Origin of the sequence: Serratia sp. T13T92 (assembly GCF_047530105.1) — a bacterium.
Classification (GTDB): domain Bacteria; phylum Pseudomonadota; class Gammaproteobacteria; order Enterobacterales; family Enterobacteriaceae; genus Chania; species Chania fonticola.
The window spans coordinates 43,381-68,162 of sequence record NZ_JBLJAK010000001.1; the positions used below are offsets into that span (position 1 = coordinate 43,381).

23 protein-coding genes and 1 pseudogene are annotated in these 24,782 nt (G+C 51.7%); 20 read left to right on the plus strand and 4 right to left on the minus strand.

Translation table 11 applies throughout. The features are described 5' to 3' along the window. Positions 1-31 precede the first annotated feature (31 nt). The gene (locus ACMV5I_RS00195) at positions 32-421 is read left to right on the plus strand and encodes a colicin V family bacteriocin (RefSeq protein WP_414823370.1); all 390 of its coding nucleotides are present in this window, start codon (positions 32-34) and stop codon (positions 419-421) included. Positions 422-458: 37 nt separating this feature from the next. Here the strand turns inward: ACMV5I_RS00195 and ACMV5I_RS00200 are convergent, their stop codons facing one another. Continuing rightward, positions 459-1,364: a DMT family transporter gene (locus ACMV5I_RS00200; protein WP_414823371.1), complete on the minus strand. Its 906-nt coding sequence runs from the start codon at positions 1,362-1,364 to the stop codon at positions 459-461. Positions 1,365-1,542: 178 nt separating this feature from the next. On the opposite strand from ACMV5I_RS00200, the gene ACMV5I_RS00205 reads away from it, so the two are divergent. Both ACMV5I_RS00205 and ACMV5I_RS00210 read left to right on the plus strand, forming a co-directional pair. Then, positions 1,543-2,412, plus strand: a complete 870-nt coding sequence (locus tag ACMV5I_RS00205) for a helix-turn-helix domain-containing protein (RefSeq protein WP_414823372.1) — start codon at positions 1,543-1,545, stop codon at positions 2,410-2,412. An 18-nt stretch (positions 2,413-2,430) separates the two neighbouring features. Then, positions 2,431-2,874: a glyoxalase gene (locus tag ACMV5I_RS00210; RefSeq protein ID WP_414823373.1), complete on the plus strand. Its 444-nt coding sequence runs from the start codon at positions 2,431-2,433 to the stop codon at positions 2,872-2,874. Between the two features lie 54 nt (positions 2,875-2,928). On the opposite strand, the gene ACMV5I_RS00215 is transcribed toward ACMV5I_RS00210, so the two are convergent. Continuing rightward, positions 2,929-3,210, minus strand: coding sequence for a YjcB family protein (locus ACMV5I_RS00215; RefSeq protein ID WP_024487094.1), 282 nt, complete (start codon positions 3,208-3,210; stop codon positions 2,929-2,931). Between the two features lie 306 nt (positions 3,211-3,516). On the opposite strand from ACMV5I_RS00215, the gene mrdA reads away from it, so the two are divergent. From mrdA to ACMV5I_RS00235, 4 genes are all read left to right on the plus strand, one after another. Beyond that, positions 3,517-5,442, plus strand: coding sequence for a penicillin-binding protein 2 (gene mrdA / locus ACMV5I_RS00220; RefSeq protein ID WP_414823374.1), 1,926 nt, complete (start codon positions 3,517-3,519; stop codon positions 5,440-5,442). A gap of 847 nt (positions 5,443-6,289) precedes the next feature. After that, positions 6,290-7,537 carry an MFS transporter gene (locus ACMV5I_RS00225; protein WP_414823375.1) on the plus strand — a complete coding sequence of 416 codons (1,248 nt, stop codon included), beginning with the start codon at positions 6,290-6,292 and terminating at the stop codon, positions 7,535-7,537. Positions 7,538-7,625: 88 nt separating this feature from the next. Further along, a complete protein-coding gene (locus ACMV5I_RS00230) occupies positions 7,626-8,039 on the plus strand; it encodes a hypothetical protein (protein ID WP_414823376.1) in 414 nt (137 codons plus the stop codon). 56 nt (positions 8,040-8,095) lie between these two features. Then, positions 8,096-8,800 carry a hypothetical protein gene (locus ACMV5I_RS00235; RefSeq protein WP_121606898.1) on the plus strand — a complete coding sequence of 235 codons (705 nt, stop codon included), beginning with the start codon at positions 8,096-8,098 and terminating at the stop codon, positions 8,798-8,800. Between the two features lie 94 nt (positions 8,801-8,894). Here ACMV5I_RS00235 and ACMV5I_RS00240 read toward each other — a convergent pair. Continuing rightward, positions 8,895-9,175, minus strand: a pseudogene (locus tag ACMV5I_RS00240) (Presumed portal vertex protein); the annotation flags it as partial. Between the two features lie 173 nt (positions 9,176-9,348). Here ACMV5I_RS00240 and ACMV5I_RS00245 point away from each other — a divergent pair. After that, entirely contained in the window at positions 9,349-11,067 is a 1,719-nt protein-coding gene (locus tag ACMV5I_RS00245; protein WP_046808264.1) for a penicillin-binding transpeptidase domain-containing protein, read from the plus strand. 7 nt (positions 11,068-11,074) lie between these two features. Here the strand turns inward: ACMV5I_RS00245 and ACMV5I_RS00250 are convergent, their stop codons facing one another. After that, positions 11,075-12,193, minus strand: coding sequence for an OmpA family protein (locus tag ACMV5I_RS00250; RefSeq protein WP_202671792.1), 1,119 nt, complete (start codon positions 12,191-12,193; stop codon positions 11,075-11,077). Positions 12,194-13,078: 885 nt separating this feature from the next. On the opposite strand from ACMV5I_RS00250, the gene acpS reads away from it, so the two are divergent. The 12 genes from acpS (at position 13,079) to ACMV5I_RS00310 (ending at position 24,764) form a co-directional block, all read left to right on the plus strand. Next, positions 13,079-13,447, plus strand: coding sequence for a holo-ACP synthase (gene acpS, locus ACMV5I_RS00255; protein WP_202671791.1), 369 nt, complete (start codon positions 13,079-13,081; stop codon positions 13,445-13,447). 21 nt (positions 13,448-13,468) lie between these two features. Next, positions 13,469-14,224: an SDR family oxidoreductase gene (locus tag ACMV5I_RS00260; protein ID WP_024486292.1), complete on the plus strand. Its 756-nt coding sequence runs from the start codon at positions 13,469-13,471 to the stop codon at positions 14,222-14,224. A 16-nt stretch (positions 14,225-14,240) separates the two neighbouring features. Continuing rightward, positions 14,241-14,828 (plus strand): 3-hydroxyacyl-ACP dehydratase FabZ family protein, encoded by a 588-nt coding sequence (locus tag ACMV5I_RS00265; RefSeq protein WP_121606893.1) that lies wholly within the window; start codon positions 14,241-14,243, stop codon positions 14,826-14,828. Between the two features lie 21 nt (positions 14,829-14,849). Continuing rightward, on the plus strand, positions 14,850-15,173 hold the full coding sequence (locus ACMV5I_RS00270; RefSeq protein ID WP_202727344.1) for an acyl carrier protein: 324 nt from the start codon (positions 14,850-14,852) through the stop codon (positions 15,171-15,173). Continuing rightward, positions 15,170-16,366, plus strand: a complete 1,197-nt coding sequence (locus tag ACMV5I_RS00275) for an aminomethyltransferase family protein (protein WP_414823377.1) — start codon at positions 15,170-15,172, stop codon at positions 16,364-16,366. Before ACMV5I_RS00270 ends, ACMV5I_RS00275 begins: the two co-directional genes overlap by 4 nt. Positions 16,367-16,458: 92 nt before the next feature. Then, positions 16,459-19,017 (plus strand): beta-ketoacyl synthase N-terminal-like domain-containing protein, encoded by a 2,559-nt coding sequence (locus ACMV5I_RS00280; RefSeq protein ID WP_414823378.1) that lies wholly within the window; start codon positions 16,459-16,461, stop codon positions 19,015-19,017. Further along, positions 19,014-20,249 (plus strand): beta-ketoacyl synthase N-terminal-like domain-containing protein, encoded by a 1,236-nt coding sequence (locus tag ACMV5I_RS00285; protein WP_202810171.1) that lies wholly within the window; start codon positions 19,014-19,016, stop codon positions 20,247-20,249. Before ACMV5I_RS00280 ends, ACMV5I_RS00285 begins: the two co-directional genes overlap by 4 nt. Beyond that, a complete protein-coding gene (locus tag ACMV5I_RS00290; protein ID WP_414823379.1) occupies positions 20,236-21,315 on the plus strand; it encodes an ATP-binding protein in 1,080 nt (359 codons plus the stop codon). The genes ACMV5I_RS00285 and ACMV5I_RS00290 overlap by 14 nt, the downstream gene beginning before the upstream one ends. Continuing rightward, positions 21,312-22,025, plus strand: a complete 714-nt coding sequence (locus ACMV5I_RS00295; protein ID WP_202671784.1) for an ABC transporter ATP-binding protein — start codon at positions 21,312-21,314, stop codon at positions 22,023-22,025. Before ACMV5I_RS00290 ends, ACMV5I_RS00295 begins: the two co-directional genes overlap by 4 nt. After that, positions 22,006-22,668: a hypothetical protein gene (locus ACMV5I_RS00300; protein WP_414823380.1), complete on the plus strand. Its 663-nt coding sequence runs from the start codon at positions 22,006-22,008 to the stop codon at positions 22,666-22,668. The genes ACMV5I_RS00295 and ACMV5I_RS00300 overlap by 20 nt, the downstream gene beginning before the upstream one ends. Continuing rightward, positions 22,665-23,990, plus strand: a complete 1,326-nt coding sequence (locus tag ACMV5I_RS00305; RefSeq protein ID WP_414823381.1) for an ABC transporter permease — start codon at positions 22,665-22,667, stop codon at positions 23,988-23,990. The genes ACMV5I_RS00300 and ACMV5I_RS00305 overlap by 4 nt, the downstream gene beginning before the upstream one ends. 21 nt (positions 23,991-24,011) lie before the next feature. Then, the gene (locus tag ACMV5I_RS00310) at positions 24,012-24,764 is read left to right on the plus strand and encodes an SDR family oxidoreductase (RefSeq protein ID WP_046808263.1); all 753 of its coding nucleotides are present in this window, start codon (positions 24,012-24,014) and stop codon (positions 24,762-24,764) included. The last annotated feature ends 18 nt before the right edge of the window (positions 24,765-24,782 follow it).

The following is a 24,782-nucleotide window of genomic DNA, read 5'->3' on the forward strand; positions in this document are numbered from 1 at the left end:
TTATTTATTATCAAGTAACAGGAGTTTTTAAATGAAACTCTTAAACTTTGATGAAGTTAATTTGGTTTCAGGTGCAGGAAATGTAAACTGGGAACAAGCAGGTAGAGAGGTTGCCGTTGGCGGAGCCACAATCGCTGGCACGGCATTTGGAACGGGTTTGGCTGGCCCATTAGGGCCGGCAATTGGACTAGCCGCAGGGGTTGCCGTGGGCGCATTATATGATGCTGCAGGAAACCAAACAGCCAGCGGACCAGCAGTTGGGCCAGCCTGGAATGGAATTTGCCGACCTAATAAGCCATTAATATGCATGAGTAAACAAGGTCAATACGAATCCTACTGCAGGGCTGTAATCTTTCGTGATAGGGGGCAATCATTGAGGTGGTTTACATCACACCTCAATGATTTTTGTGGATTATCTTAAGTGGGCAACGGTATCTCCACGCTTATCTTTAATGCCGTCACTGAACCCCACGTTTCCATCGATATAGATTGAACATCCCCGGCTTGGAAAACATCACCAGGTTACCCAACAGGATCAGGCACAGGCCAATCACCGCGTTCAGATGCCACTGGTAACCCTCATACAGAGTGGAGATTGTCAGCGCAACCAATGGGAACAGCAAGGTGCTGTAGGCTGCGGCGCCCGAGCCGATGCGGCCTAACAGGGTGAAATAGGCGGCAAAGGCGATCACTGAGCCAAAGATCGCCAGATAGAACAACGATCCCAGATAGCGAGTGGTGAATTCGAGCTGCAATGAAGCGCCCTGTGCCAGTGCGATGGCAAACATCAGCAGTGCGCCGTAGCTCATGGCGTAGGTATTGGTGGAAAGCATATCCAGCCCACGGCGTTGGTGGCGCGTGCTGAGCATGTTCCCCAGCGAAAAACCGTAGGTACCCAGAGCGCTCAACCCGATACCTTTAAGCAATTCTGGCGCCATCTGGGTCGCCATCAGATCCTGCCAAAACAGCGCCACGATGCCGGTCATGCCTAACAGCGCCGCAGGAAGAAGGTTGGGGCTGGGGTGTTGGCGGAAGAAAATCATGCTGTTAACCGCGTTGAACAACACCGCCATTGAGAAAATCACCGATTCCAGCCCGCTACTGATATAGGCCGCTGCCAGGTAGAAACAGTAAAAGTTAAAGCCAAACACACAGCAGCCCTGCAACATGCAGAACAGGTGGTCCCGCAGGCTAATGGCCCGCAGACGGCGTAGCGCCAACATGGCCAGCCACATCACGGCGGCAGCCAGCAGGAAGCGGTAACCAATCGAAACGGGGATCGCCACCGTGCCTTGTTGCAGGGTAATCGCAATCCAGGTGGTGCCCCAAATCAGCACCACGGCAAGATACAACAGCGTATTCATAAATTCTCCTGTGAATGATGACGGGAGTATTCATCTTTCAGCGCCGTAACGCTTTCAGCCTTTTGCGGCCAATTGCATATTCTTGCGCTTTTTTTGTTAAAAGCGCCCGGTGACAACTGGCATCCCGCGCCGCCACTCTTTAAACTGAAACGGCTTGGATCACAGGAATAGGGCAGCTATGGAATACCTGGCATTTGAAACACTGCACCAACATAAAGCCCGGTTGCACAACAGCGTGCAACTGGGCTCTGGCGTGCAACTGGCGGCCTGGTCCAACTGCAACGACCGTATCACCCAGGAAAGTGCCGATCACCACACCCTCAGCCTGTACGTGGCGGATGGTTATGAGTGCTATCAGAAGGTGCCAGGGGGGTGGCAGAACGGCGGCGGCCCGGATCGCTTTTGCATCATGCCGCGTCATTACGAATCCACCTGGGATGTCCGCAGCAATCTCTCCTTTGTTCATCTGTATTGTACCGACCAGCATTTGCGCCATTTGGTGGAGCAGACTTGGGATCGCAGCCCGGCGTCCATCAACGTAGAGCCGCTGTCGTTTGCGGAAGATCCGCAGATCACGTTGCTGTATCGCCAGTTTTTACTTAATCACAATTGGCAAGACACCTCCAACCAGCTGGCACTGAGCAGCGCCTCCACGTTGTTGATGTCGCATATGCTTCAGCGTTACACCCAGTTGCAATGGCGGCTGCCTAGCGTGCGTGGTGGGTTGGCACCGGCCGTGCTGAAGCGGGTGCAGGAGTTTATCTATCACCATCTCGATCAACCATTGGTGCTGGCAGACTTGGCTGCTCAGGCGGAATTGAGTGAGTTTCATTTTGCCCGCATGTTTAAACACAGCACCGGGCAGGCACCGCATCAGTACGTTATGCAGGTGCGTTTACAACAGGCGGAGAAATTACTGCGCAACACGCTGATGCCGCTAACCCAGATTGCGCTGGATTGCGGCTTTAGCTCGGCCAGCCATTTCAGCCACCGTTTCAAGGCATTCTATGGCCATACGCCGATATGGCTGCGGCAGCAAAGCCGTTAATCCCTGAGGAGAAAGGATATGGAACAACCATTTTGTGGTGTTGAGGTACTTTTTGTCGCGGGTTTTGGCCCGATCACCCAAAACACCAGCCAAAGTGCCGCGTTTTATCAGCAAGCGCTGGGGTTGCCGCTAAAGCCAATGGAAGGGAATGAGGACTATCTGCTGATCGAGCACGATGCCTTGAACGGCGTGAAGCACTTTGCGCTGTGGCCTTTGGCGCAGGCTGCCCAATCCTGCTTTGGTCAGGATCAATGGCCACAAGATTTACCGGTGCCGCAGGCGTGGATGGAGTTTGACGTGGCAGATATGGCGAAGGCCACCCAAACGCTGCTGGATCAGGGTTATCAACTGCTGGTAGCCAACCGTCTGGAGCCGTGGGGCCAGAGCGTCACCCGTCTGCTAAGCCCGGAAGGTTTGCTGGTCGGCGTGACTTTAACTCCCTGGATGCGGGCTAACCCATAACCTACTGGCTACCTATGGCGCAGCACCATCGGCGGATGGTGCCAGGAACGGTGGTTATGGCAGGGGGAAGGCGGTCGGGTTTTGGCTCATGACATCGATGAAAACGTCCTTGAATGACGCCCAGAACTGCATAATGCCAGCCAGGTTGAAGGACATGCCCATCAGCCCCATCACAAACCAGCAGCTAGTGAACAGCCCCAGGCTGCTGAACACAAACGCCATGCCGTTACGGCTGGCCTTACGGCACACCACATTCAGTTGGCTGGCCAGAAACATCATCACTGCGCTCAGCAATTCCCAGCGCATCATAATAAAGCCAGTGGCTATGGTACTCATCGGAGGTGATCCTTTGCTACAAATGCCGCAGCCGGCTCCAGGTATCAGACCTTGGGGCAGAATGCGCATTGGATAGACGGTGGTTTAGGTTGTTAGTGTGATCTACGTCACATTGTAGCATTGGAATAATTGGCGTCTCAATAGTCGTTATGGCCTGTCTGACAAATCACAGCAACATTCCAATATGTTGAAACATTTATGCCAAATCATTAGCAACCTTTTAATGTGGCGCCAGGGCTATTAACGCTATGCTTGCCGGCTTTTCGCCCCCTTTTAGCAATCAGTCAGGCAGGTAAGACCCCACGCATGGCCCAATTAAAAGATCCTTTCCGTGACCACCCCGCCGAAGAAACGTTGTTCATTCGCCGTGCCTGCGTGGCGATGGTGCTGGTCGTCGCCTGTTTTGGCTTGCTGGTTTACAACCTTTATCAGTTGCAGATCAAACAGCATGCGTTTTACCAGACGCGCTCCAATCAAAACGACATCAAGATGCTGCCCATTGCCCCTCATCGTGGCCTGATCTTCGATCGCAACGGCATCCCGCTGGTGCGCAATATACAGCTGTATCAGATTGAAGTGACTCCCAGCAAGATTGCCGATATGGCAACGCTACTGCAAAACTTGACGCCCATTGTTGATCTGACGCCGGATGACATCGCCGCCTTCCGTGATGATATGCACCACAATAGTCGCTATAAGCCCGTTACCCTCAAGACCGGGCTTAGTGAAACCGAGGTGGCTCGTTTTGCGGTAAACCAGTATCGCTTTGACGGTGTGACCATCGAGACCTACCAGCAGCGGCAATATCCTTACGGGGCACAGTTGGCGCACGTGGTGGGGTATGTCTCGCGAATTAATGATAACGACGTCAAAAAGCTCGAGCAGCAGGGTCAGGCGCAAAACTATGCGGCCGACCACAATATTGGCAAACAGGGGTTGGAAGCCTATTACGAGAAACAGCTACACGGTACCACTGGTTATCAGGAAGTGGAGGTGGATAACCACGGGCGTATCGTTCGCCTGCTGAAGGAACAACCGCCCCAGGCGGGCAAAGATATCTATCTGACGCTCGATCTGCACCTGCAACAGTACATCGAAGGTTTGCTCAAAGGGCAACGGGCGGCGGTGGTGGTCGCCGATCCGCGCGACGGAGGCATTCTGGCGATGGTCTCCAGCCCTAGCTACGATCCCAACCCGTTCGTCAGAGGTATTGGCTATCAGGCCTACAAGTCGCTGCTCAGCAACCCGGATTTACCTCTGATTAACCGTGTGACGCAGGGGTTATACCCGCCTGCTTCAACGGTAAAACCTTATATGGCGGTATCGGCACTGTTTGCCGGTGTCATCACCCCAACCACCACTTTCTTTGGCGCACCTACCTGGACTTTGCCGGGAACTCAGCGCCGCTATCGCGACTGGTTGAAAACCGGTCACGGTCTGCTGAACGTCACCAAGGCGATCGAGGAGTCGGCCGATACCTTCTTCTATCAGGTTGCCTATGAGATGGGGATCGACCGGATCCATCAGTGGCTCAGCCAGTTTGGATATGGCAAGGCGACGGGGATCGATCTGAACGAGGAATATCGCGGCGTGCTGCCGAGCCGGGAATGGAAGCAGCGAGTACATAAAAAAGGCTGGTACCAAGGTGATACCATCTCGGTGGGTATTGGCCAGGGGTATTGGGTCGCTACGCCGATCCAGATGGTGAAAGCGCTGACCACGCTGATCAACAGCGGCAGGGTGAAAACGCCGCATCTGCTGTATTCGATGAAACAGGGCCGGGAAGTCGAACGCTACCAGCCACCAGAGCAGGCTGTGCAGATTGGCGAGCCCAAATCGCCATATTGGGGGATCGTACGCAACGGTATGTATGGCATGGCGAACCTGCCTAACGGCACCGGGTATAAGCTGTTCCATACCGCGCCCTACCAGATAGCGGCCAAATCGGGGACTTCACAGGTTTTCAGCCTGAAAGAAAACCAGACTTACAATGCCAAAATGACCCCGGTACGCCTGCGTGACCACATTTTCTACACCCTATTTGCGCCGTATAAAAACCCGCAGGTGGCGATGGCGCTAATTCTGGAAAACGGCGGTGGGGATGGCGTAGTTGCAGGGCCGACGGCCAGGGCAATCCTGGACCACATTTTCGACCCGGCCAATGCGCCAGCGCCGGGGGATAACGACGGTAGCCAGACGTTGCTGGGCGACAGTGACGATGTGCAACATTAAAAGCGATTTTCTCACTACAATAATAAAATCAATAAGTTATTTATAACTGGTTGTTAAGGTGGCAAGGGGGGAGGGAATACGGGCTTTGCCTATCTATGCTGCCACATTGTCGCCACTTGGCATCCATATGACACCGGCAGAGGCGAACTACTACATCTGGGTAACGCATCAGGGTGATTGAGGAGGGACGCTATCAGCAGAATACTTACCTCATGGCTAGCTAGATTGGCCATGCATGCACTGAGTGCATGAATTTGCATGATGATCTGGTGTGATTTTTGCCCCCGAAGCCTCGGCCTGGCGCGGATCGCGCAACTGCATGAAAAGCGACACATGAAGCGGGCAGGCGAGGCGGGGATAGCATTGCGCCCAACGACTACAAATGAGGTTATGTCCATACGTCTAGTATCGAGCATAAGAAACAACTGTTGGTAGTAATTTGTATACAACAAACCTAAAAACGTATAGCCCATTTTGGGGAAAACGCCATTTACATTGACCTGTTTATATAAGATTAATCACTAAAATTAGCGTAAACATTCCTAATGATTAGTTCGCCTTAAAAAAATATCAATAAATATCAGTGTGATAAAAACCACTATCAGACTAAAGTTTTCAAAATCACTAAAATTAAAAATTAAAATACATTTATTGTTAGCTTTTTGGTTTATTATTCTTTAGTTATTCTTATTTTACTTTTTTTTTAGAGGTAAATTTCATTTTCTATTGAGTGTTTAAAAAACTATTGAATTGTTTCGCTAATCATATAATCTCAAATCACAATAATTTTTAACATTTTCTTATCATTAACTAAACATTCACTTCTACATGTAGAACGTCAAAACTAATGAGCCAAACTAATATAAATGTATCTGAAAGCAAGAAAGAAACGGGGCTAATACACCACATAACACTTGTGATAGGTTTAGTGTGTGTAGGTATTGGACAAACTCTACTTTATACGATCCTTGGTCCTGCAAGTAGAGAAATTGGTCTAACAGAGTTTAATGTAGGTTTGATTGTAACGATTGCAGCTTTAGTCATAACTTTGTGCTCTGGTGTGTGGGGGAAGTTGATAGGAGCGTTTGGTAGCAGGAATTCATATTTAGCAGGAATGATTTTTTATACCATTGGAACATTACTTTTAGCGTTCGTGCTGAAATTTAGTTTAAATCATTATCTTAGTGTTGCTGGAGCATTTCTTTCCCTGCTAATAATAAGATGCATTACAGGTGCTCTAACTGCGGGGATTCATCCCTCGGCTATGACCTATATTGCAGAAAACACAAATCGGACCAATCGAGGTGCTGGAATGGCACTAATTGCTTCAGCATATGGCATTGGCTCTGTAGTTGGTCCACTATTAGGATCATCATTAGGTACATTTTCATTACTACTGCCAATTTATGTTGCAGCTGCAATTTCTTGTATTGGGACTGTTTTAGGCTTCATTGTCCTTGTGCCAAGTGAGTCTACACCTTCGATGATGAAAGAGAACAATACAAGCATTAAATTAACTGATGCAAGAGTACTGCCAATTTTCATTGGTGTGGCATGTATATACATTGCATTTTCCGCATTCCAACAAACAATATCATTTTACATACAAGATTTATTCTCTTTAGACCCAAAAGAAACAGTTGCTAAAACAGGGGTTACAGTATCAATAATGGCTATCGTTATGGTTATTGTTCAATTAGGATATATTCAGGTATTTAAACCATCTGTGAAGTCTCTTTTATTGCCTGGTTGTGTTTCATGCATTTTGGGTTTTAGCGGCATAATGTTTTCGAACAGCTCTATTGTTATAGTTAACATATCTGCCGGAATGCTAGGTATGGGATTTGGAATGATGATTCCATCAATACAGTCAGCAGCATCGTTGGCGGTAAATCATGACGAGCAAAGTGGCGTTGCTGGTTTCCTTTTCGGTGCATCCGCTTTTGGCTATGTTTTAGGTCCATCAGTAGGCACATTAATTTATAGTTTTTCTCATGATTTTCTGTTTGTTTTCGCTATTATCTCAATTGTTTTGTCAACGTATTTTACTGCAAAAGTTGTTTACCAAAAAACAACAAATAAAAGTATCAGGTGAATTCAATACCTTATGTACCTCAAGGTGTTGTCAGTAGGTGTGTTAATGCACTAGTTAATATCAATACTCATCATAAAGGACAGATCAAATGCAAACAAATCGCATTGTGAGTAGAGCAGCAGAAACCAAGCCAGCTCGTATGGCTGCGGAAACCAAGCCAGCTCGCATGGCTGCGGAAACCAAGCCAGCTCGTATGGCTGCGGAAACCAAGCCAGCTCGCATGGCTGCGGAAACCAAGCCAGCTCGTATGGCAGCGGAAACCAAGCCAGCCCGCATGGCAGCGGAAACCAAGCCAGCCCGCATGGCAGCGGAAACCAAGCCAGCCCGCATGGCAGCGGAAACCAAGCCAGCCCGCATGGCAGCGGAAACCAAGCCAGCTCGTATGGCAGCGGAAACCAAGCCAGCCCGCATGGCAGCAGAAACCAAGCCAGCTCGTATGGCAGCGGAAACCAAGCCAGCTCGTATGGTTTCCGAAGCTCGTTTTAATATGGCGTTTGCATAATCTATAAAACTATCACAAGGCTCTTAAACACCGAGGGCCTTTAATAAGGACTAATTATGTCAAAAAAAAGTGAATTCCTAACTAATGGCGTTACAAAACTGGCTTTTTCATTTGATGCCCTAGAGCCTATAAGGAAATTATATTTAGACATCATGCAAGACTCTTTGGAAGCTAAAGTGGATATTGGCATAAAAGCGCATGAGGATTATAGCGAAGAGTTTAATTCAGTTAGCATGAGATGGTATTTCGCCAAGTCGCCAGAGGCAATTAAAATTTTCCGTGATGTCCTTGATGGTTGTGAGCTAGCACTAAGTCGTGATATCATTGGAAATGATCGCGGCAATATGCGAGTGGTACAGGCTAATATTATTGAAACGGTTGGTAGTTATCCTACAGGAAGATGGCATTCTGATTTTTACCATGAAAAGTTAGGTGTTAATGAGAGCGGGACTCTTTTAACGCCTCTTTTCCCATTCCAACCATACTTTGGCGGTTTAGAAACAACATCAGCCCACCGTGATGACTATGATAATTATGATGAGCTTTCAATAGTACATCAATATAAAGAAGGTGAGGCTATTCTTTTTGATGGAACAGCAACAATACATAGAACGCAATCATATAAAGCATATCCAAACGATAAAAGAATTCTTGTATGTTGGCAATTTGGATGTACATATGAAGAATTACAACCTATTTTAACAACGATAGGTGAAAATAATGGGGATCCTATGTTCTTTCATGAGCATGAATATGTTTAATTGTCAATTAAGCCCCCGCGAATGCGGGGCTTAGCTATCCCCATGGTTAAGAAATTTTTTCCTCTAATGTTATTTATTCATTTGGCAACTCATCATCCGGTTCAATCAGATGAAACATGCTGCCTGCTGCGAATTGGTGCGCCTCCTTCCTGTCCTGCACAGACCAATAGGTAAATAGGTATCCGGTTCCACTCCCCGGCGGGTGTATTTAGCTGGTGAGCACTGTAGGCATATCGGTTCACCAAGTTGATTTTTACGTAGTTCTAGGAACGCATTGCCGAACACCAAGTAATTCAGCGCATAGCGGCTGAACTCCTGTTGGTTGAACAGGGGGGGCAGAATAAAGGTAGATGCCAGAATATTGCGCTTCACAAACTATCGCCATTGAGTCAAATGATGTTACCTAAGTGACTGTTTTTAATGGCTGTAAAATTAAAGCAACATTAAACGCGTTTGTTTTTACTTTCTTACAAACTGCAACCTTCTGGCAATCTGACTCAGGTTAGACTTAGCGGATAAATAATCAGTTTAAAAACGTAGGCTTAACAGTGGCTCCTCCAACCAAGAAAAACGGTAAAAACTACTCGACGGCGCGTTTTGGCTGGATTTGCGCAGGCATCTTGGTCTGCTTTTTTCTATTGATGTTCCGGGTCGGCTATTTACAGTTGCTGGAACACCAACAGTTGGCCGATCAGGCTGACCAGCGTTCTATTCGTACCCAGGTGGTGCCCACCAACCGAGCGATGATCACCGACCGTAACGATGCGGCGCTGGCGGTCAGCGTCTCTTCCAAAGATATCGTGTTGGATCCCAAACATATCCTCGATACCCAAACCGATACCAGCACCGAGCGCTGGCAGAGTTTGGCCAACGTGCTGAAGATGCCGCTTGCTGATGTTCAGCACCTGATCCAGGCCAACGCTCGTAAGCGCTTTGTCTATCTGGCACGCAAGGTGGAGGATGACAATGCGGCTTATATCAGCAAGCTGCACCTGACCGGCGTTAGCACCGAGCAGGACTTCAGCCGTTTCTATCCCATGGGGCAAGACGCCGCCGGGCTGATTGGCATTGTGGGGCAGGATAATCAGGGGTTGGAAGGGATTGAGCTGGGTTTCAATCCGTTGTTGCAGGGTAAAAACGGCCTGCGTGTCTATCAGAAGGACGGAAGCGGTGCGGTCATCGGCGTGATTAAAAGCGTTGACCCAGTGCCGCCACCGAACGTGACGTTAAGCATCGACAAATTTATTCAGTACGTGCTGTTTTCCCAGATCCGCGATGGGGTGATCGCCAACCAGGCCGACTCCGGCTGTGCGGTGCTGGTGAAGGTGAATACCGGTGAGATCCTCGGCATGGCCAGCTATCCCTCTTTCAACCCCAACAACTACGCCAATACGCCGGTGAAAGACATACATAATGTCTGCAGCAGCGACAGCTTTGAACCTGGCTCGACGGTTAAACCGGTGGTAGTGATGGTGGGGTTGGATCACAAGCTGATCCGGCCAGATACCGTGCTGGATACTACGCCTTATACGGTGAACGGCCATCTGATCAAAGACGTGGGCCATTGGTCGAAACTGACCATTACCGGCGTGCTGCAGAAATCCAGCGATATTGCGGTTTCGCATATTGCGTTGGCTCTGCCTGCCACGGTGTTGCCTGCCGTTTATCGCAGTTTTGGCCTTGGTCGGCCAACCGATCTGGGGATTGGCAACGAAAGTAGTGGCTATCTGCCCGCTCACCGCGCGCGCTGGGCCGATATTGAACGAGCCACCTTCTCCTTTGGCTACGGTTTACGCGTCACGCCGCTGCAGATGGTGCGTGAATATGCCACCATCGGTTCATTCGGTGTTTATCGTCCGCTTTCCATCACTAAAGTCACTCCGCCGGTCATGGGGCAGCAAGTCATGTCCGCTGAGGTGGTAAAAACCGTGGTGCACATGATGGAGAGCGATGCGTTGCCTGGGGGGAGCGGCCTCAGTGCCGCAGTGCCTGGCTATCGCTTGGCGATCAAGACGGGTACTGCTGAAAAGATGGGACCAAACGGCAAGTACGATGGTGGTTATATCAACTACACCGCAGGCGTGGCACCGGCCAGCGATCCGCAGGTGGCCCTGGTGGTGATGGTCAATAACCCCAAGGCAGGCAAACATTTTGGTGGCTCGGTGGCGGGGCCGGTATTTGGCAAGATTATGGCCCAGGTGCTGGAGCATATGAATATCTTGCCGGATGCCCAGCCGTTGAAGGTGGTGGCAGTAGCCAAGGGCTGAGGGGCAATTACTTCTCAACTACCCGCAGATCGATTCTGCGGTTTTTCGCGCGATTAGCTTCGCTATCGTTAGGCACCAAGGGGTAAGCCGAGCCGTAACCTTCGGCGCTGATACGGCTTTCCCCAATCCCCATTTTTACCAATGCCATGCGTACCGCATCGGCGCGATCCTGCGATAAACGCCGGTCCATCTGTTCATTGGCCGACTTATCGGTATACCCCCCCAGTTGGATCTCCACATCCGGGTAAGCCCGCAGAATATCGACGATATTCCTAAGCTGTTCTTGTGACGCAGGGGTTAACTCGGTGCGGTTGGTGTCGAACTGCATGCGATCCAGCGTAAACCAACGTTTTTCGCTAGTGGGGGCGTTGCTCTCAATATAGGTGATCAACAGGTTCTCGACGCTGCGCTGTGACAGCAGGAGCTGCTTGCCATCGGCCAACCGGCGGTAGGTCACATCGCTCTGACCGCTGGCCTGCATGGGTTGTAACACGCTAAAACCGCGCAGTGAGAACAGCAGCGATACCAATAGCAGCGCCAGCATTAGCCACGGCCAGATACGGCGTTTGGGGGGCGCTAGCGATCCGGTGCGGGAAACGGCCGGATCGGCTGGAATAAGAGCAGGTAGCTGGTTGAGCACCGCCGTTGGCTGGGCAGCGACAATCTGCGGCAACTGCCACTCAAGCCAGCCTTTTAACGATGGTGATTGTAGGGAGCGTTGGCGCAGATATTGGCCCAACAGGCCAAATACCACCGCGGAAGCCACGGAAAACAGCCGCTCGGCGACCTGTTTTTCCAGCACATAAAAGCTCACAAACAGCTGGGTGAGGCGCTTCACTTTGTGGCCAAGCACCATCGTCAGCAATGCTGGGCTGAATTTGCCCAGAGCTTCATCCAGAAAGCGCAATTCGAAGGGGGAAGTGCGCTCGACCAACTGGCGGAAACGGAGGGAGTTGTCATTGCGATGCAGGTAGTCGCGGGTCTTTTGCAGGATCAAGGCCCCCATACCGTTAAGGCACAGCGCGATCTTTTCTTTAGCCGTTACCAGCTTTTGTTCCAACACCGTCAGCACCTGGGGCGAGATCGCCGCCATCTGCTGGTTAATGACATTTCCCATCTGGTACATCCGAACCTCCATTTCATCTGCGCGTATTCTGCACCGCAGAGTATGGTCAGTTCAACTTATTAAACTACGAAACTATCATGGATAAGTCTGATATTTCAGCCTGATTACGGTGTTTTGCATAGTCTGGCCGATTCTGCTGCTGAATCTGGGCTCTAGCTCTGTCTGGCAGAGTAACAGACTGGCCTGATATGCCGAAGAGATTATTGATTAAAAAATGAGTAGAGAAACGGAAAGGAAGGTGGCGCCTCCCGAAACCCTGGCTTGCCAAAGGTGATGTTCGCTTGAAAGTGGCTCTTTTGGGGACGAAATTTGAATTTCGGCGGTGCATTATTGTTTGAAAACGCTTCCTGTTTAAAAATTATGCGACAACGCAATGCAGGACATGATGCAAAACCTTCCGGCATTTATCGATCACCGAGATAAATCAGAGAGGGTGAAAGTTTAATGGTGGCCACTATTTATAAATAGGGTGAAAGGTAAAAATAATTAAAATTAGGTTATTTCTTGAATTGACCTAAATCAAAATCTGCTGTTATTTTGAATAGTCCTAACAGACGGGATTGTTCTTGCAAAAATAAATTCCGTTTAATTAATAAAAAAATGACATATCCGACCAGCCAAAATGTCGTTATGGGTTTTTATTCTGCATCTTGGCTTAATAATTAGAATAATGTTCTATTTTATTTGTTGATGGTGTTTTTTACTGAGGTTTTATTGATTGTTTTAAACATTTCGCGATAACATTCTCGTTAAGCAATGCAGACAATTCCCTATTGCAATTTTATTGCGTTATAGGTTCCGCCATTATTGCCATATTGTATCTGCTTATTATGTCGCTTTCACACGAAGCTGCTTCAATGGATTTGACGATGGGAGTCAGAAAGGATGAATCTCGGTGTGGACATTATTGAGATTGCACGGGTAAACACCGCGTTAATGCGAAGTGGCGATAGGCTGTCACAACGTTTGTTAACCCCGCTAGAGCAGCAGGCACTGGGGGATTTGGCCGAAAACGTCGAACGGCTGGCTGGCTTCTGGGCGGCCAAAGAAGCGGCAGCGAAAGCGCTAGGTACCGGGTTCCGCCTGGGGATCCTATTCCACGACATCGAAATAAGACACGATGAGTTGGGCTGTCCTTATTACTTCTTCAGCGGTGAATTTGCCAGGTTGATGCAGGAGAAAAAATTGACCCGGGCCACGCTGAGCATTTCTCATTGTCAGTCACATGCCATTGCCGCAGCAGCATTGGGCTAATTATAAAAGAAGGGAATATCTATGTCTCACTATCCCGATATAGGGGGTAAAAATGTGGTTATCACCGGCGCCAGTGGTGATATTGGCTTGGCCATTTGTGAGAAGTATCTCGAACAGCAGGCTAAGGTTTTCGCTATTTACCATCACGATAATAGCGGTTTGGAAAAATTAAAATCCGCCCATCCGCAGGGTGAAAATCTGCATATCCTGCAGTGCAATGTTGCTGATGTCAGCGAGGTTTCCAGCTTGGCCGATGAGCTTGAGAAACAGGCTCATGAAGTGCATGTATTGATTAATAATGCCGGGATCTACAAAGACAACGTATTTTCCGCGCTGACGTATGAAGAGTTTGATCAGGTTATCAAGGTTAATCTGTATGGCACCTTTACCATGACCAAACGGCTGCTGCCATTATTGCGTCACGCCCGCAATTCAACGGTGGTGAATATATCTTCGATATCCGGCATCACCTCCAGCTTTGGCCAGAGCAATTACAGCGCCGCCAAGGCCGGCATTATTGGCCTTACCCGCACCTTGGCCAGCGAAATGGCCTCGAAGGGGATCCGCGTCAATGCCGTGGCACCGGGGATGATTGAATCCAGAATGGTGAAAAAGGTGCCGCGCCAGATAGTGCGCAACGTAATGTCCGCTATCCCGTTGAAACGTCTTGGTCGTGTCGACGAGATCGCCAACGTGGTGGCTTTCTTAAGTTCAGACGCATCCAGCTATATCGTTGGTCAGACCTTGGTGGCCGATGGCGGCCTGGTGATGCGTTAACCGACAGGAATGTTGTATGGCGAATTATAACAAGAGCTTAGTCCAGCCCAATCTGCTGCTGAAAATGGGGTCTTGGCGTGCACCGATATTTATGGTCGACCGCATCGTGGACTTTTCACCGGGAGAAAGAGGATCGATTACCGTGATCAAGCACGTCACCTTTAATGAATCCTATATTCCGGGGCATTTTCCAGACAATCCGGTAATGCCTGGCGTGATGATCGCCGAGATCTTCGGCCAGTCTAGTGAGTACCTGAGTCTGCTGAACGATTTTTGCCAGTTGCATGAACGAGAAACCCAGCAACCCTTGAAGAAATTTGATGAGGTATCACGGGCGCTGCAGACGCCAGAGGGCACGGCACGAGTGATAGGCGAACGGGCGCGCGTGTTAGGCGTGCTGGCCTCTCAGGACGTCAAGTACAAAAGCATGGTCGCGCCGGGCGACACCATTGAAGTCAATAGCCGCCTGGCATTCGCCGATATGAACGGGTTCCACCATTACGAAGTGGAGGCGCGGGTTGGCCGGAATGTGGCGTGCGTCGGGCGGATTGTCAATTTTCGTACCGATCGCATTCTGGCTGAAGGCAAAGGTATGTACGTTTAACTAACAGGGAGTAATGCCGCTATGAGTAACATCGCGCTTATTGAAAGGATTGAACAGCGCAAGTCTGTGCTGGAGAAAATCAAAACGGGGCTAATAGAACGCCTGAACCTCTATCAGAAAGTCAGTCAGATTGACGATGACACGCCGCTGTTTGGTAGTGGGTTGAAGCTGGATTCGGTGGATGCCACCGAGGTCGTCGTGTTGCTCGATGAAATCTTCGGCATCCGTGTGACAGAAGGTGACGATCCTTCCTACATGCGTAGCGTCAACACCCTGACTTCGTTTGTTATTGCCAAGCAGGGGGAAACCACCAACGGATCAGCAGCAGGAGCGGACAAGGAATGACCAAACTCACTGATATTCATCGGCAGCACGGGGCAGTAATGGGGGAGCGTAACGGCGCTGCCATTCCCCTGAGTTATTTTGCAGCGGAAGAGGAGCACAAGGCGGTACGTCAACACATTCTGCTGTCCGACTACTCCCATTTTGGCATCGCGGTCATCAACGGTGACAGCGCCTGGTCGTTGCTCAACCAGCTGGTTTCCGGCGATGTTTCATCGATCCGGGATGAGCAAGCCATGTACAGCCTGATCCTCGATGACGCAGGCAATATCATTACCGACCTGTATATCGCCTGTGATGACGAACGTTTTCTGTTGCTGTCGGAGTGGGTCAGCGGTGAAACGCTGTGCGAGATGCTGCGTGCCAAACTGGCTGGCAATGAAGACGAGTTTGAGGATATCGACTCGATCGAATCGCTGACGCCAGAGTGGGGCATGTTGCACTTTGAAGGGCCATACGCCTGGGAGCTGTTGGCTGAAGTGTATGGGATGGACGTGATTGGCCTGCCATACCAGGAGCACATGCACGTTGAGGACGATCTGATCCTGCTGCGCAGCGGCAAACACGGCGAGTACTCTTACAAACTGATGGGGCCACAGGATCTGCTGGCCGATGTTTGGACCCAGATGCTGGAGGCTGGTGAAAAGTACGACATGCGTACCGGTGGGCTGAATTACCAGCGGAAAGTGCGCCTGGAAAACCCTTGCTGGGAACCTGGCATGTTCAATGCCTACACCGGCTGCCCGATCGCATTGCAAATGCAGTGGGCAGTGCGTTACGACAAAGACGCTTTCACCGGCCTGGCAAGTTTGAGCGAACGCGTAGAGCAGGGCATCAGCCACCGTATCGTGGGGATGAGCATTGCCGGGAAACCGGACGCCATCCCGCAGCGCGGCGACAAAGTGATGTTTGACGGTAACTGCATCGGTGAAGTGATCGTCTGCGATTACTCGGCAGATCTGCAAGCCTGTCTGGGCCGTTTGTTCCTGACCGATGCCTGGGCTTGGTCAGACATTGATGGTTATCACGTGGTAACGGCTAATGGCCCGGTGGCGGTGACTACGTCGGCGGTGCCTTTCGCCCGTAACTACAGCTTCCTGATTAATCCTTCTGAACACAGTTATGTCGACAGCTCGCGCCCACGTGATTTGTTGCAGCAGCTTGAATGGCAAAAACTGAGGGAAGAGAACGAGTAAACCGAACACCCCCTAAAGCATCACGTTATTTTGCGCCATGGCAGCATGGCGCACTCACATTCGATTTCTGGTTTGCTGACACGGAAGACACTATGACAGTCACGCGTAAACGAGTGGTGATCACCGGTATGGGTCACCTCTCTTCCATTGCCACTAACGTTGCCGAGTTCAAACAGGCACTGCTGAATAAAACCTGTGGGATCAAACCCAGTAAAAAGTACCTGGAATGGTTCGAGGATGCCAACGCCTCCGAGGTATTACAGCCTCTGAGTTGGCCGGATCTCCCTGCTGATATCGTTGCCTCATTGGATAATGCTTCCTTGTGGGCCTATAAGGTTGGCCATGAGGCTTTGCAGCAAGGGCAGTTACCACGCGGAGAACTACGGGATAAAACCGGGCTGATCATCGGCGTTTCCTCTGCCGGTACCGAGCCCTTTATGCCGCTGATCGAACGTCAGACGGAGCGCTTCTCGTTGAAGAAGGCCATGGTCTCCGGCAGTTTTTCTTCCTGTAGCGCCATTGTCTCTTCACTGCTGGGGCTGAAAGGGGGCTTTGAACTGGTCGCTACCGCCTGTACGGCCAGTACTAACGCGATGGGGATTGGTTATGACCTGATCCAGAACGGCAAGAATGCCACGGTGCTGGTGGTAGGTACCGAGCCTGTCTATCTGCCGACCTTTGCCGGGTTTTACGCGCTCCATGCCATGAAACGTACACCGTCCAGCCCGTTCTCCGGTGCCCCAGGGATGTCGGTTGGCGAAGGTGCTGGCGCTTTGTTGCTGGAGGAATATGAACATGCCGTCGCTCGTGGCGCGACGATCTATGGCGAGATGGTCTCTTACGCCACCTCTTGCGATGCCTATCACGAGACTGCCCCAGACCCACGGGCCGAAGGGGCGGTACAGGTGATGCGCCATGCGATGCAGAACGCAGAGATTGGGCCGCAGGATATTGATTATATCAACGCCCACGGTACCGGCACGGACGCTAACGATCGCTGCGAAACGCTGGCCATGAAGAAGGTCTTCCCGAATATCATGGCTATCCCGGTGAGTTCAACCAAGGCTTATGTGGGGCACAATATCGGCGCCGCCGGGATCATCGAGCTGACCGCCTGCTTCCTGACCTTGCCGGAAAACAAGATCCTGCCAACGCTCAACTTCACTACGCCGCGCGCAAACTGCGATCTCAACTACGTGCCCAACGAGTTCCAGGAAGCCGAAGTCAAGATGTTCATGAAGAACAACTATGCCTTTGGCGGTAACAACTGCTGTGTGATTGCCAGCGTCAAGCCTGAGCAAAGTCCGGTAACGCATTACCAACCCAAACGCGTCGCGATCACCGGCATGGGGGCGGTCAGCTCGGTGGGCCACACCTTGCAAAGCATGCTGGAAACAATGTGGGCGCAGAAGCCACTGACACAACTGTTCTCACCGGCGGTCGATGACGATACCCGTCAGGGATTTCGTCAATTACTCAATGTCATGCTGAAAAACCAGGGTGTGGCTAACTACATGAGTAACCGCTTCGGCGCACAGGATGTGGAATATGAGCTGAACAAACCGGGCGGGGTGCATCAGGTGCAAGGGTTGGATGCCCGTAAGACACTACGCCGCTTTGATCCGCGTAAAGCCAATACCATCAGTACCTTTGCCTTACTGGCTCTTACCCAAGCCATGAATGACGCCGGGCGTAAGATCAAACGGGACGGCCAGACGATCGGCATGATCCTTGGCATGTCCAAAGGGCCGCATTCGACGGTGGATCGTTACTTGCAAAGCCTGTTCCCAGACCCAACCAAAGTGCGGACCTCCGAATTTCCAGGTGCGCTGATGAATGCCATTTCGACCTTCTGTTCCATTTCCGAAGGGATCAAAGGCTATAACACCTCGCTGGCCACAGGTATCAATGCCGGATTGGGCGCATTGACTTACGGCTACGAGTTGGTCCGCCAGGATCTGCAACCGCAGATGATTGTAGGGGGGGCGGATGAAAATATGAACACCTTCGTTATCTGCCTGCAGGCGCTGAACAGCGATCTGCTACTGACTCGCGACCCGGCTGATTTCCAGATCTACAGCAAGGACGCCAAAGGCTATATCCCAGGTGAAGGTGCGGGCATGCTGCTGATTGAAGATTTACAGCATGCGCAGGATCGTGGCGTCCACATTCACGCCGAAATTGTCGGCTATGGTAAATCCAGCGACGGCTGCTACTTCGCCAAGGATGATATGCCAGCCCGGATCGAGTCCATGGCGGTGGCCATTCGTCAGGCATTGCACGAAGCAGACATGGAGCCGGAAGAGGTGGATCTGATCTGTGGCACCAGTGATGGTACTGCCGCCCGTGATGCCGTTGAGATTGGGGCGATCCGTAGCGCGTTCGGTGAGGCTCGCCGAAACCTGCCGTTTGTTAACTACAACGCCTGGTTTGGTCTGGTGGAGTCCTGCGTCGGTATCCTCAATATCGCGGTGGTCACGGAGATTATGAAGCGGGGTGAAATCCTGCCGATCCCTTACACCGAAAACTTCTGTGCGGAGGATATCGCCTTTGTCACCCAACCCCTGAAGAAAACCGTCCGTAACGCTCTGGTGCTCGGCGCAACGGAAGGCGGCAATCACTATGCCGTGGTACTGAGGAGTATGGCGTGATTCAGAATGTCGTCCTGAGTGGTTGGGGCGTCACCAGTGCTTATGCGCCGGATTTTCCGGCGCTGATCAAGGGCCTGAGCGAAAACAGGTTGGCTAGCACACAACCCTGGTTCGCCACCGAAAGCGAATGGCAGGATCTGCGTTTGAGTTGTAATCCGCACCATGTTGCTGACCCTCAGCCGGCCGGTACGACGTTTACCCGCCTGCAGCCGGTTATCAATCAGGCGCTTGCCGGAGCTGGGATGACAACGGATCAATTGCAGGGAAAGCGGGTTCGGGTTTATCTGGTAGGCCATGGTGAACGGCCCGACATTGCTGATTTTATGGGGTATCAGGAGCGTAACGACCAGGAAGAGCTGCGGTTATTTCCAAAAATCAAACGGCTGCATGCCAAGAGTTACGGTCAGGATCGGCTGGCGCGACAGCTGACGCAGAACTATCAGCTCAGTTGGCCACCGGTTTCACTTTATTGCGCCAGCAACTCTTCTTTAGCGGCGGTCCATTTGGCCCACTCGGCCATTGCTGCCAATGAGGTTGATTTGGTGCTGGTCGTTGGCTGGTTTGAAACGCTGACGCAGGACATTGTCTTCCTGGGTGGTCAGGACATGCTGGGGGAAGAGGGGGCACAACCGTTTAGCAGCCATAACAGCTGCATTCTACCCACCAACGGTGTCGTGGCGATGATCGTTGAAAGCGAGCAACACGCTCGTCAGCGCAACTTTACTTCGCCTGTCAATTTGCGCAGCTCAGTGTTTTGCCAGAGCAGCGGTGCCAGGGGGAGCAGTTCCTTCACGGCGGATTTTCGCACCATCGCCCAGACGTTTGAGCGGGCACTGCTGGAAGCCGGGCTCACCGCGCAAGATATCGCCTGCGTTTTCCCTCATGCCAATGGGGTGATAGCCAGCGACAAGGCAGAAGCCATGGCGCTGCAAAAAGTCTGGGGGAAATGCGGGGTTCCGGTGGTCAGTTACAAGGGGCAGGTCGGTTACATGGAGAGCTGCTGTGGTTTGCTGGATCTGATGCTGGCGGCGGATGCGCTACAACAACGTCGTCTGCTGGCGCTGACCACGCGTTACCCGATTAACGACAGTCTGCAAATTCATGTTCATGCCGATAGCCCACCGTTGGTAATGAAACGGCAGCACATCCTCAAGTCTGGTATCGGGCTCGATGGTTCGGCCATCGCCATGGTGATCTCCGCTAACAGAGAGGATGCAGATGAACATGGTTAAACAAGTGATACCGGCGGCAGCCATCAATCTGGTGGGGTTTTCTCTGCTGGAACCCTGCACGCCGATGCAACGTTTTTTTCCTAGCTGGTACAACGTGTGGGAAGCCTGGTTGCATAAAAAAGCCAATGCCAATGCGGGCAGCGACCAGTGGTTGTTCCGTCGTTTCGGCATTGACAGTGAAATACTGCCTGAAGAGGCGCTGCGTAAGGCCAATTATCGTGGCTGGTTGAACGATATGAGTGCGGCCTGTGCTCAGGCGGTGGCTCAGTTGGGGAGTAAGGGGGAGTTTCGCCTGCGCAATGAGCGTAATGCGTTGATTTATTGTGATTCCTGGGGAGAAGCATCGGTATTTGAAGGGGTCAACAGCTGGCGAGACTCGTTGAGCGTCGATATTCTGCCCAAAGGTATCGTGCGGGATTACGGCATCAAGGATTTCACCTGCAAATTGCGCGGTGAGCGTACCGGCTTGGTGAGTGCGTTGCGGATGGCGCAGGATTGCCTGAACAGTAATATGGCCGATAACGTCATCATCTGCGGCCAATTCCGTAGCTTCCCAGTGTTGGTTTTCTCTGAGGCCGAACACTTTCCTTCATCCAGCAAACGGGGGCCGATCCCCGCCAACGGTCAGTTCAGCGTTGAGCGTGTCGGTTGCCTGATCCTAAAAAAGCAACCAGGCCAGGGCGTTGCTCTGCATTTGAGTGATTATCAAGCCTTATCGGGTTCTACCCAGCGGCGCGCGCTGCAGCTGGCAGACCACTGTAAGCGGTATCTGGCTACGGATACCCAGGCCGTGTTGGGCGTAACACCACCGGCACTGTCATTTCGCGCCGTGCAGCGGCATGCGTTTGAACAGTTACCTGCCGATCTGGCTTGCGTCTCGCTCAGTGAACTCTATGGCGACAGCGGCTGCATGAATCCGGCGTTGGCCTGGCAGTATCTACTGCAAAGCAATATCACCGGGCACAGCTTGTTGAGTGTGCTCGACGGTGAGGGAGGAGCCTGGTTGCTGGAGAACTGGGTACCGCAAGCCTGTCACTTACCGTCAAATCATCGGGGAACATCATGACCACCCTACATATTGCACAACCTCTGCCTGTGGTGTCGATGCAACAGGCAGGCAAACGCTTTGGTAAAGGGCCGGGTGCCATTGTGGCACTGGGTTCGATTACCACCGAAATCCATGACGGCGAATTTATCGCGTTATGTGGGCCATCCGGCAGTGGTAAAAGCACGCTGCTCAATCTGATGGGCGGTATCGATTATCCCACCAGTGGCCATGTCTATTTGCTGGGTAACGACCTTTCCACGCTCAGTGACCAACAAACCGCTCGCCTGCGTGCTGATGCCATCGGCTTCGTATTCCAGTTCTTTAACCTGCTGCCGGTACTGAGCGTGTTCGATAACGTTTATTACCCACTGATGCTTAACGGCTTCAGCCGCCGCGTGGCGCAGGACCAGGTGATGGACATGATCGAAAAAGTGGGGTTGGCGGCGCACTACAAACGCACGCCCGGCGAGCTTTCCGGCGGGCAGCAGCAGCGCGTGGCGATCGCCCGTGCGCTGGTGAAACGCCCACGTTTGATCGTTGCCGATGAACCCACCGGCAATCTGGATACCCGTACCGGGCAGGAGATCGTCGATCTGCTGCTTACCATGAATCAGGAACTGAAAACCACGTTTGTTATTTCCACCCATTCATTGACGCTGCGCGATCGGGCCAAACGGGTGTTGGAAATCAGGGATGGAGAGTTGGAAAATGATTTTGTTATCGCTTAAGCATTACGCTGTCACTTTATTGGTGTTGGTCAGTGGGCTGTCGCAGGCCACTGGTTTGCAGGAAACGCAGGATAACCCCAGCTTACAGGCGATCCTGGCGGTTAATTCCCAAGCGCCAATGAGTACGTTGACCCGTGCGGCCAACCAGTTGCAAGCCTTGTATCAACAGCACCCGGATCGCCACATCGCCAAAATGTTTTATGGCTACGCGCAACTGTTTATGGCCACGGATTTTCTGGCCAAGAAGAATTACATGCGTGCGGCAGAAACCTCAAAACTGGGTTTTTTCTACATAGATGAAGCGGCGGAAAGCGAAGGGAGCGACTGGCAGATGCGCTTTCTGCGTGTGCGGATGGATGCTTTTGTTCCAGCTACCCATGGCCGTTGCGTCGTGGCATTGAAAGACCTGGACTATTTGCAGCAGAACCCGGCGGTGCCCGCTGATTTAAAACCGATGATCACGCTGATGTCCGCGCATGCGCTGGCCAGTTGCCAACGTGTGGCCGATGCCAAGGCGGCCTGGGCGGCGTTGGCACTGCAGGGCGCAGAGGGGAAACGTCTGTCCGAGCAAAGTACGGCACCTGAATGGACGCCTGCTGAACTCAAAGTCATCATCCAGCCGCTGACGGAGGTGCCGCTATGATGAATATCCTGTTCTGGGTTGCCAACATAATTATCATTTACGCCTTGTTGGTGGTGATCGTGACGGCGATCCGTAAACCTACCGATATCCGTTACACCTTCCTCAATCTGTTTCGCCAGCGCCGTCGTTCCGGGGTGACGCTACTGGCGATCACCCTGGGAGGAGTGGCGGTGTTTATCTTTGGCGGGTTTGTCGATTACTCGTTCTGGGCGCTGCGTGAACAAACTATCCGTACCAACCTGGGGCATATTCAACTTTATCAGCAAGGCTACCTCAGCAGCGGGGCCAACAATTCGCTGCAGTACACCATCGATAATTACGATGAGGTGAAACAGCTCCTGCAGGCCGATCCGGTGATTGCCCCGAAGATCGCCACCATTACCGGGCAACTGGCGTTTACCGGCATCATTTCCCAGTATGACAAGGGGGCTTCCACCTTCTTTACCGGTGTGGGGATCGAACCTCTAACCTCGTTGGTATTGGGCTCGCTGGATAAAATCATTTCTGGTAGCGACCTGTCGCGGGTTGAGCAGCGGGACATCACCCTGGGTTCTGGTATCGCCAATGCCTTGTCGGCGGGCTATGGCGACTGGGTCGATATGTTGGTGGTCAACCCGCAAGGTGGGCAAAACGCCATGTCTTCTCAGGTGCGCGGCGTCTTCCAGTCCGGCATCAAAGAATACGACGATACGGCGATCAAGATGCCGCTGCAAACGGCCCAGCGTCTGTTGCAGACCCAGGATGTCAGTAAAATCATCATTATGCTGCAGGACACCAACCAAACCGAAGAAGTGTTAGCGCGGATCAACCAGCTCATTGACCAGCATCAGCTCAAGCTGGAAGCGCGCTCCTGGGATGAATTGGCCATTTTCTATCATCAGGTGGTGAACCTGTTTGAAGGGATCTTCCTGTTTATCAAATCCATCGTCAGCGTCATCGTGGTGTTCATGATCGGCAACACCTTGATGATGAACGTCATTGAGCGTACCCGCGAAATCGCTACGCTGCGCGCACTCGGTCTTAACCAAGCCTATATTGGCCGCCTGTTTGTGCTGGAAGGGATCATCATTGGCATTATTGGCTCGGCGCTGAGCGTCAGCTTCGGCATTCTTATCGCCGCGCTTATCAATATCAACGGCATACCGATGCCGCCTTCGCCTGGTTATACCCAGGGCTATCTGGCCTTTGTGCTGTGGGATCAGGACTTCAATCTGTTCTGGTTCTCCTGCGCGTTGCCGCTGGTGACGGCATTGATAGCGTCCATTATCCCGGCACGCCGGGCATCGAAACTGGTTATAGCGCAAGCGTTTCGCTTTGTTTAACCCCTCAGGGAGAGAAGAGACATGTCAAAGGGACAAACCGTACTCATTACCGGCGCAGGCCGTGGCATTGGTATGGCGATCGCCGAAAAACTGGCGCAAGAGGGCTATGACCTGATCCTCAACTACCGCAAGGATCAGGGGAAAAGTGCGGCCAATCTGCAACGCTTTGTCGCAGCAGAAACCCGCGTGAAGGTGACTTTGGCCAAAGCGGATATCGCCGAACCGCGCGATATCAGTGAAATGATGAAAAAGCTCAGACAGCAGGGGATCGAACGTATCGATCATCTGGTACTGAATGCCGCCGCTGCGCCGTTCAAAGCCTTTATGGACATGACGCGCAGCGACTGGAAGCTGTTGCTCAATACCAACCTGATCGGCAACACCGCCTGCGTACAGGAAGTGGTACCAATGATGCCCCAGGGCGGTACGATCTGCGTGATTTCCAGTCTAGGCAGCCAGCGCGTATTGGAAAAATACCCACTCGGCATCGCTAAATCGGCACTGGAAAATCTGGTGAGCTACCTGGAGGTGGAACTGTATGACCGCAATATCCGGGTCAACGGCATCTGCGCCGGGGTGGTGAACACCGATATGCTGCCGTACCTGGACGAGCTGTGGTCAGCAATGTTCGAACGTTGGAATAACGCGCCGCGCCGCTGGAAGGTGGAGCCGGAAGAAGTGGCCAACATTACCGCGTTTCTGGTCTCTGAGCAGTCGAGCGCTATACGTGGCTCCACCCTTATTGCCGATCTTGGCATGATGCTGGATATATAGCCCCATAAACAAGGACCG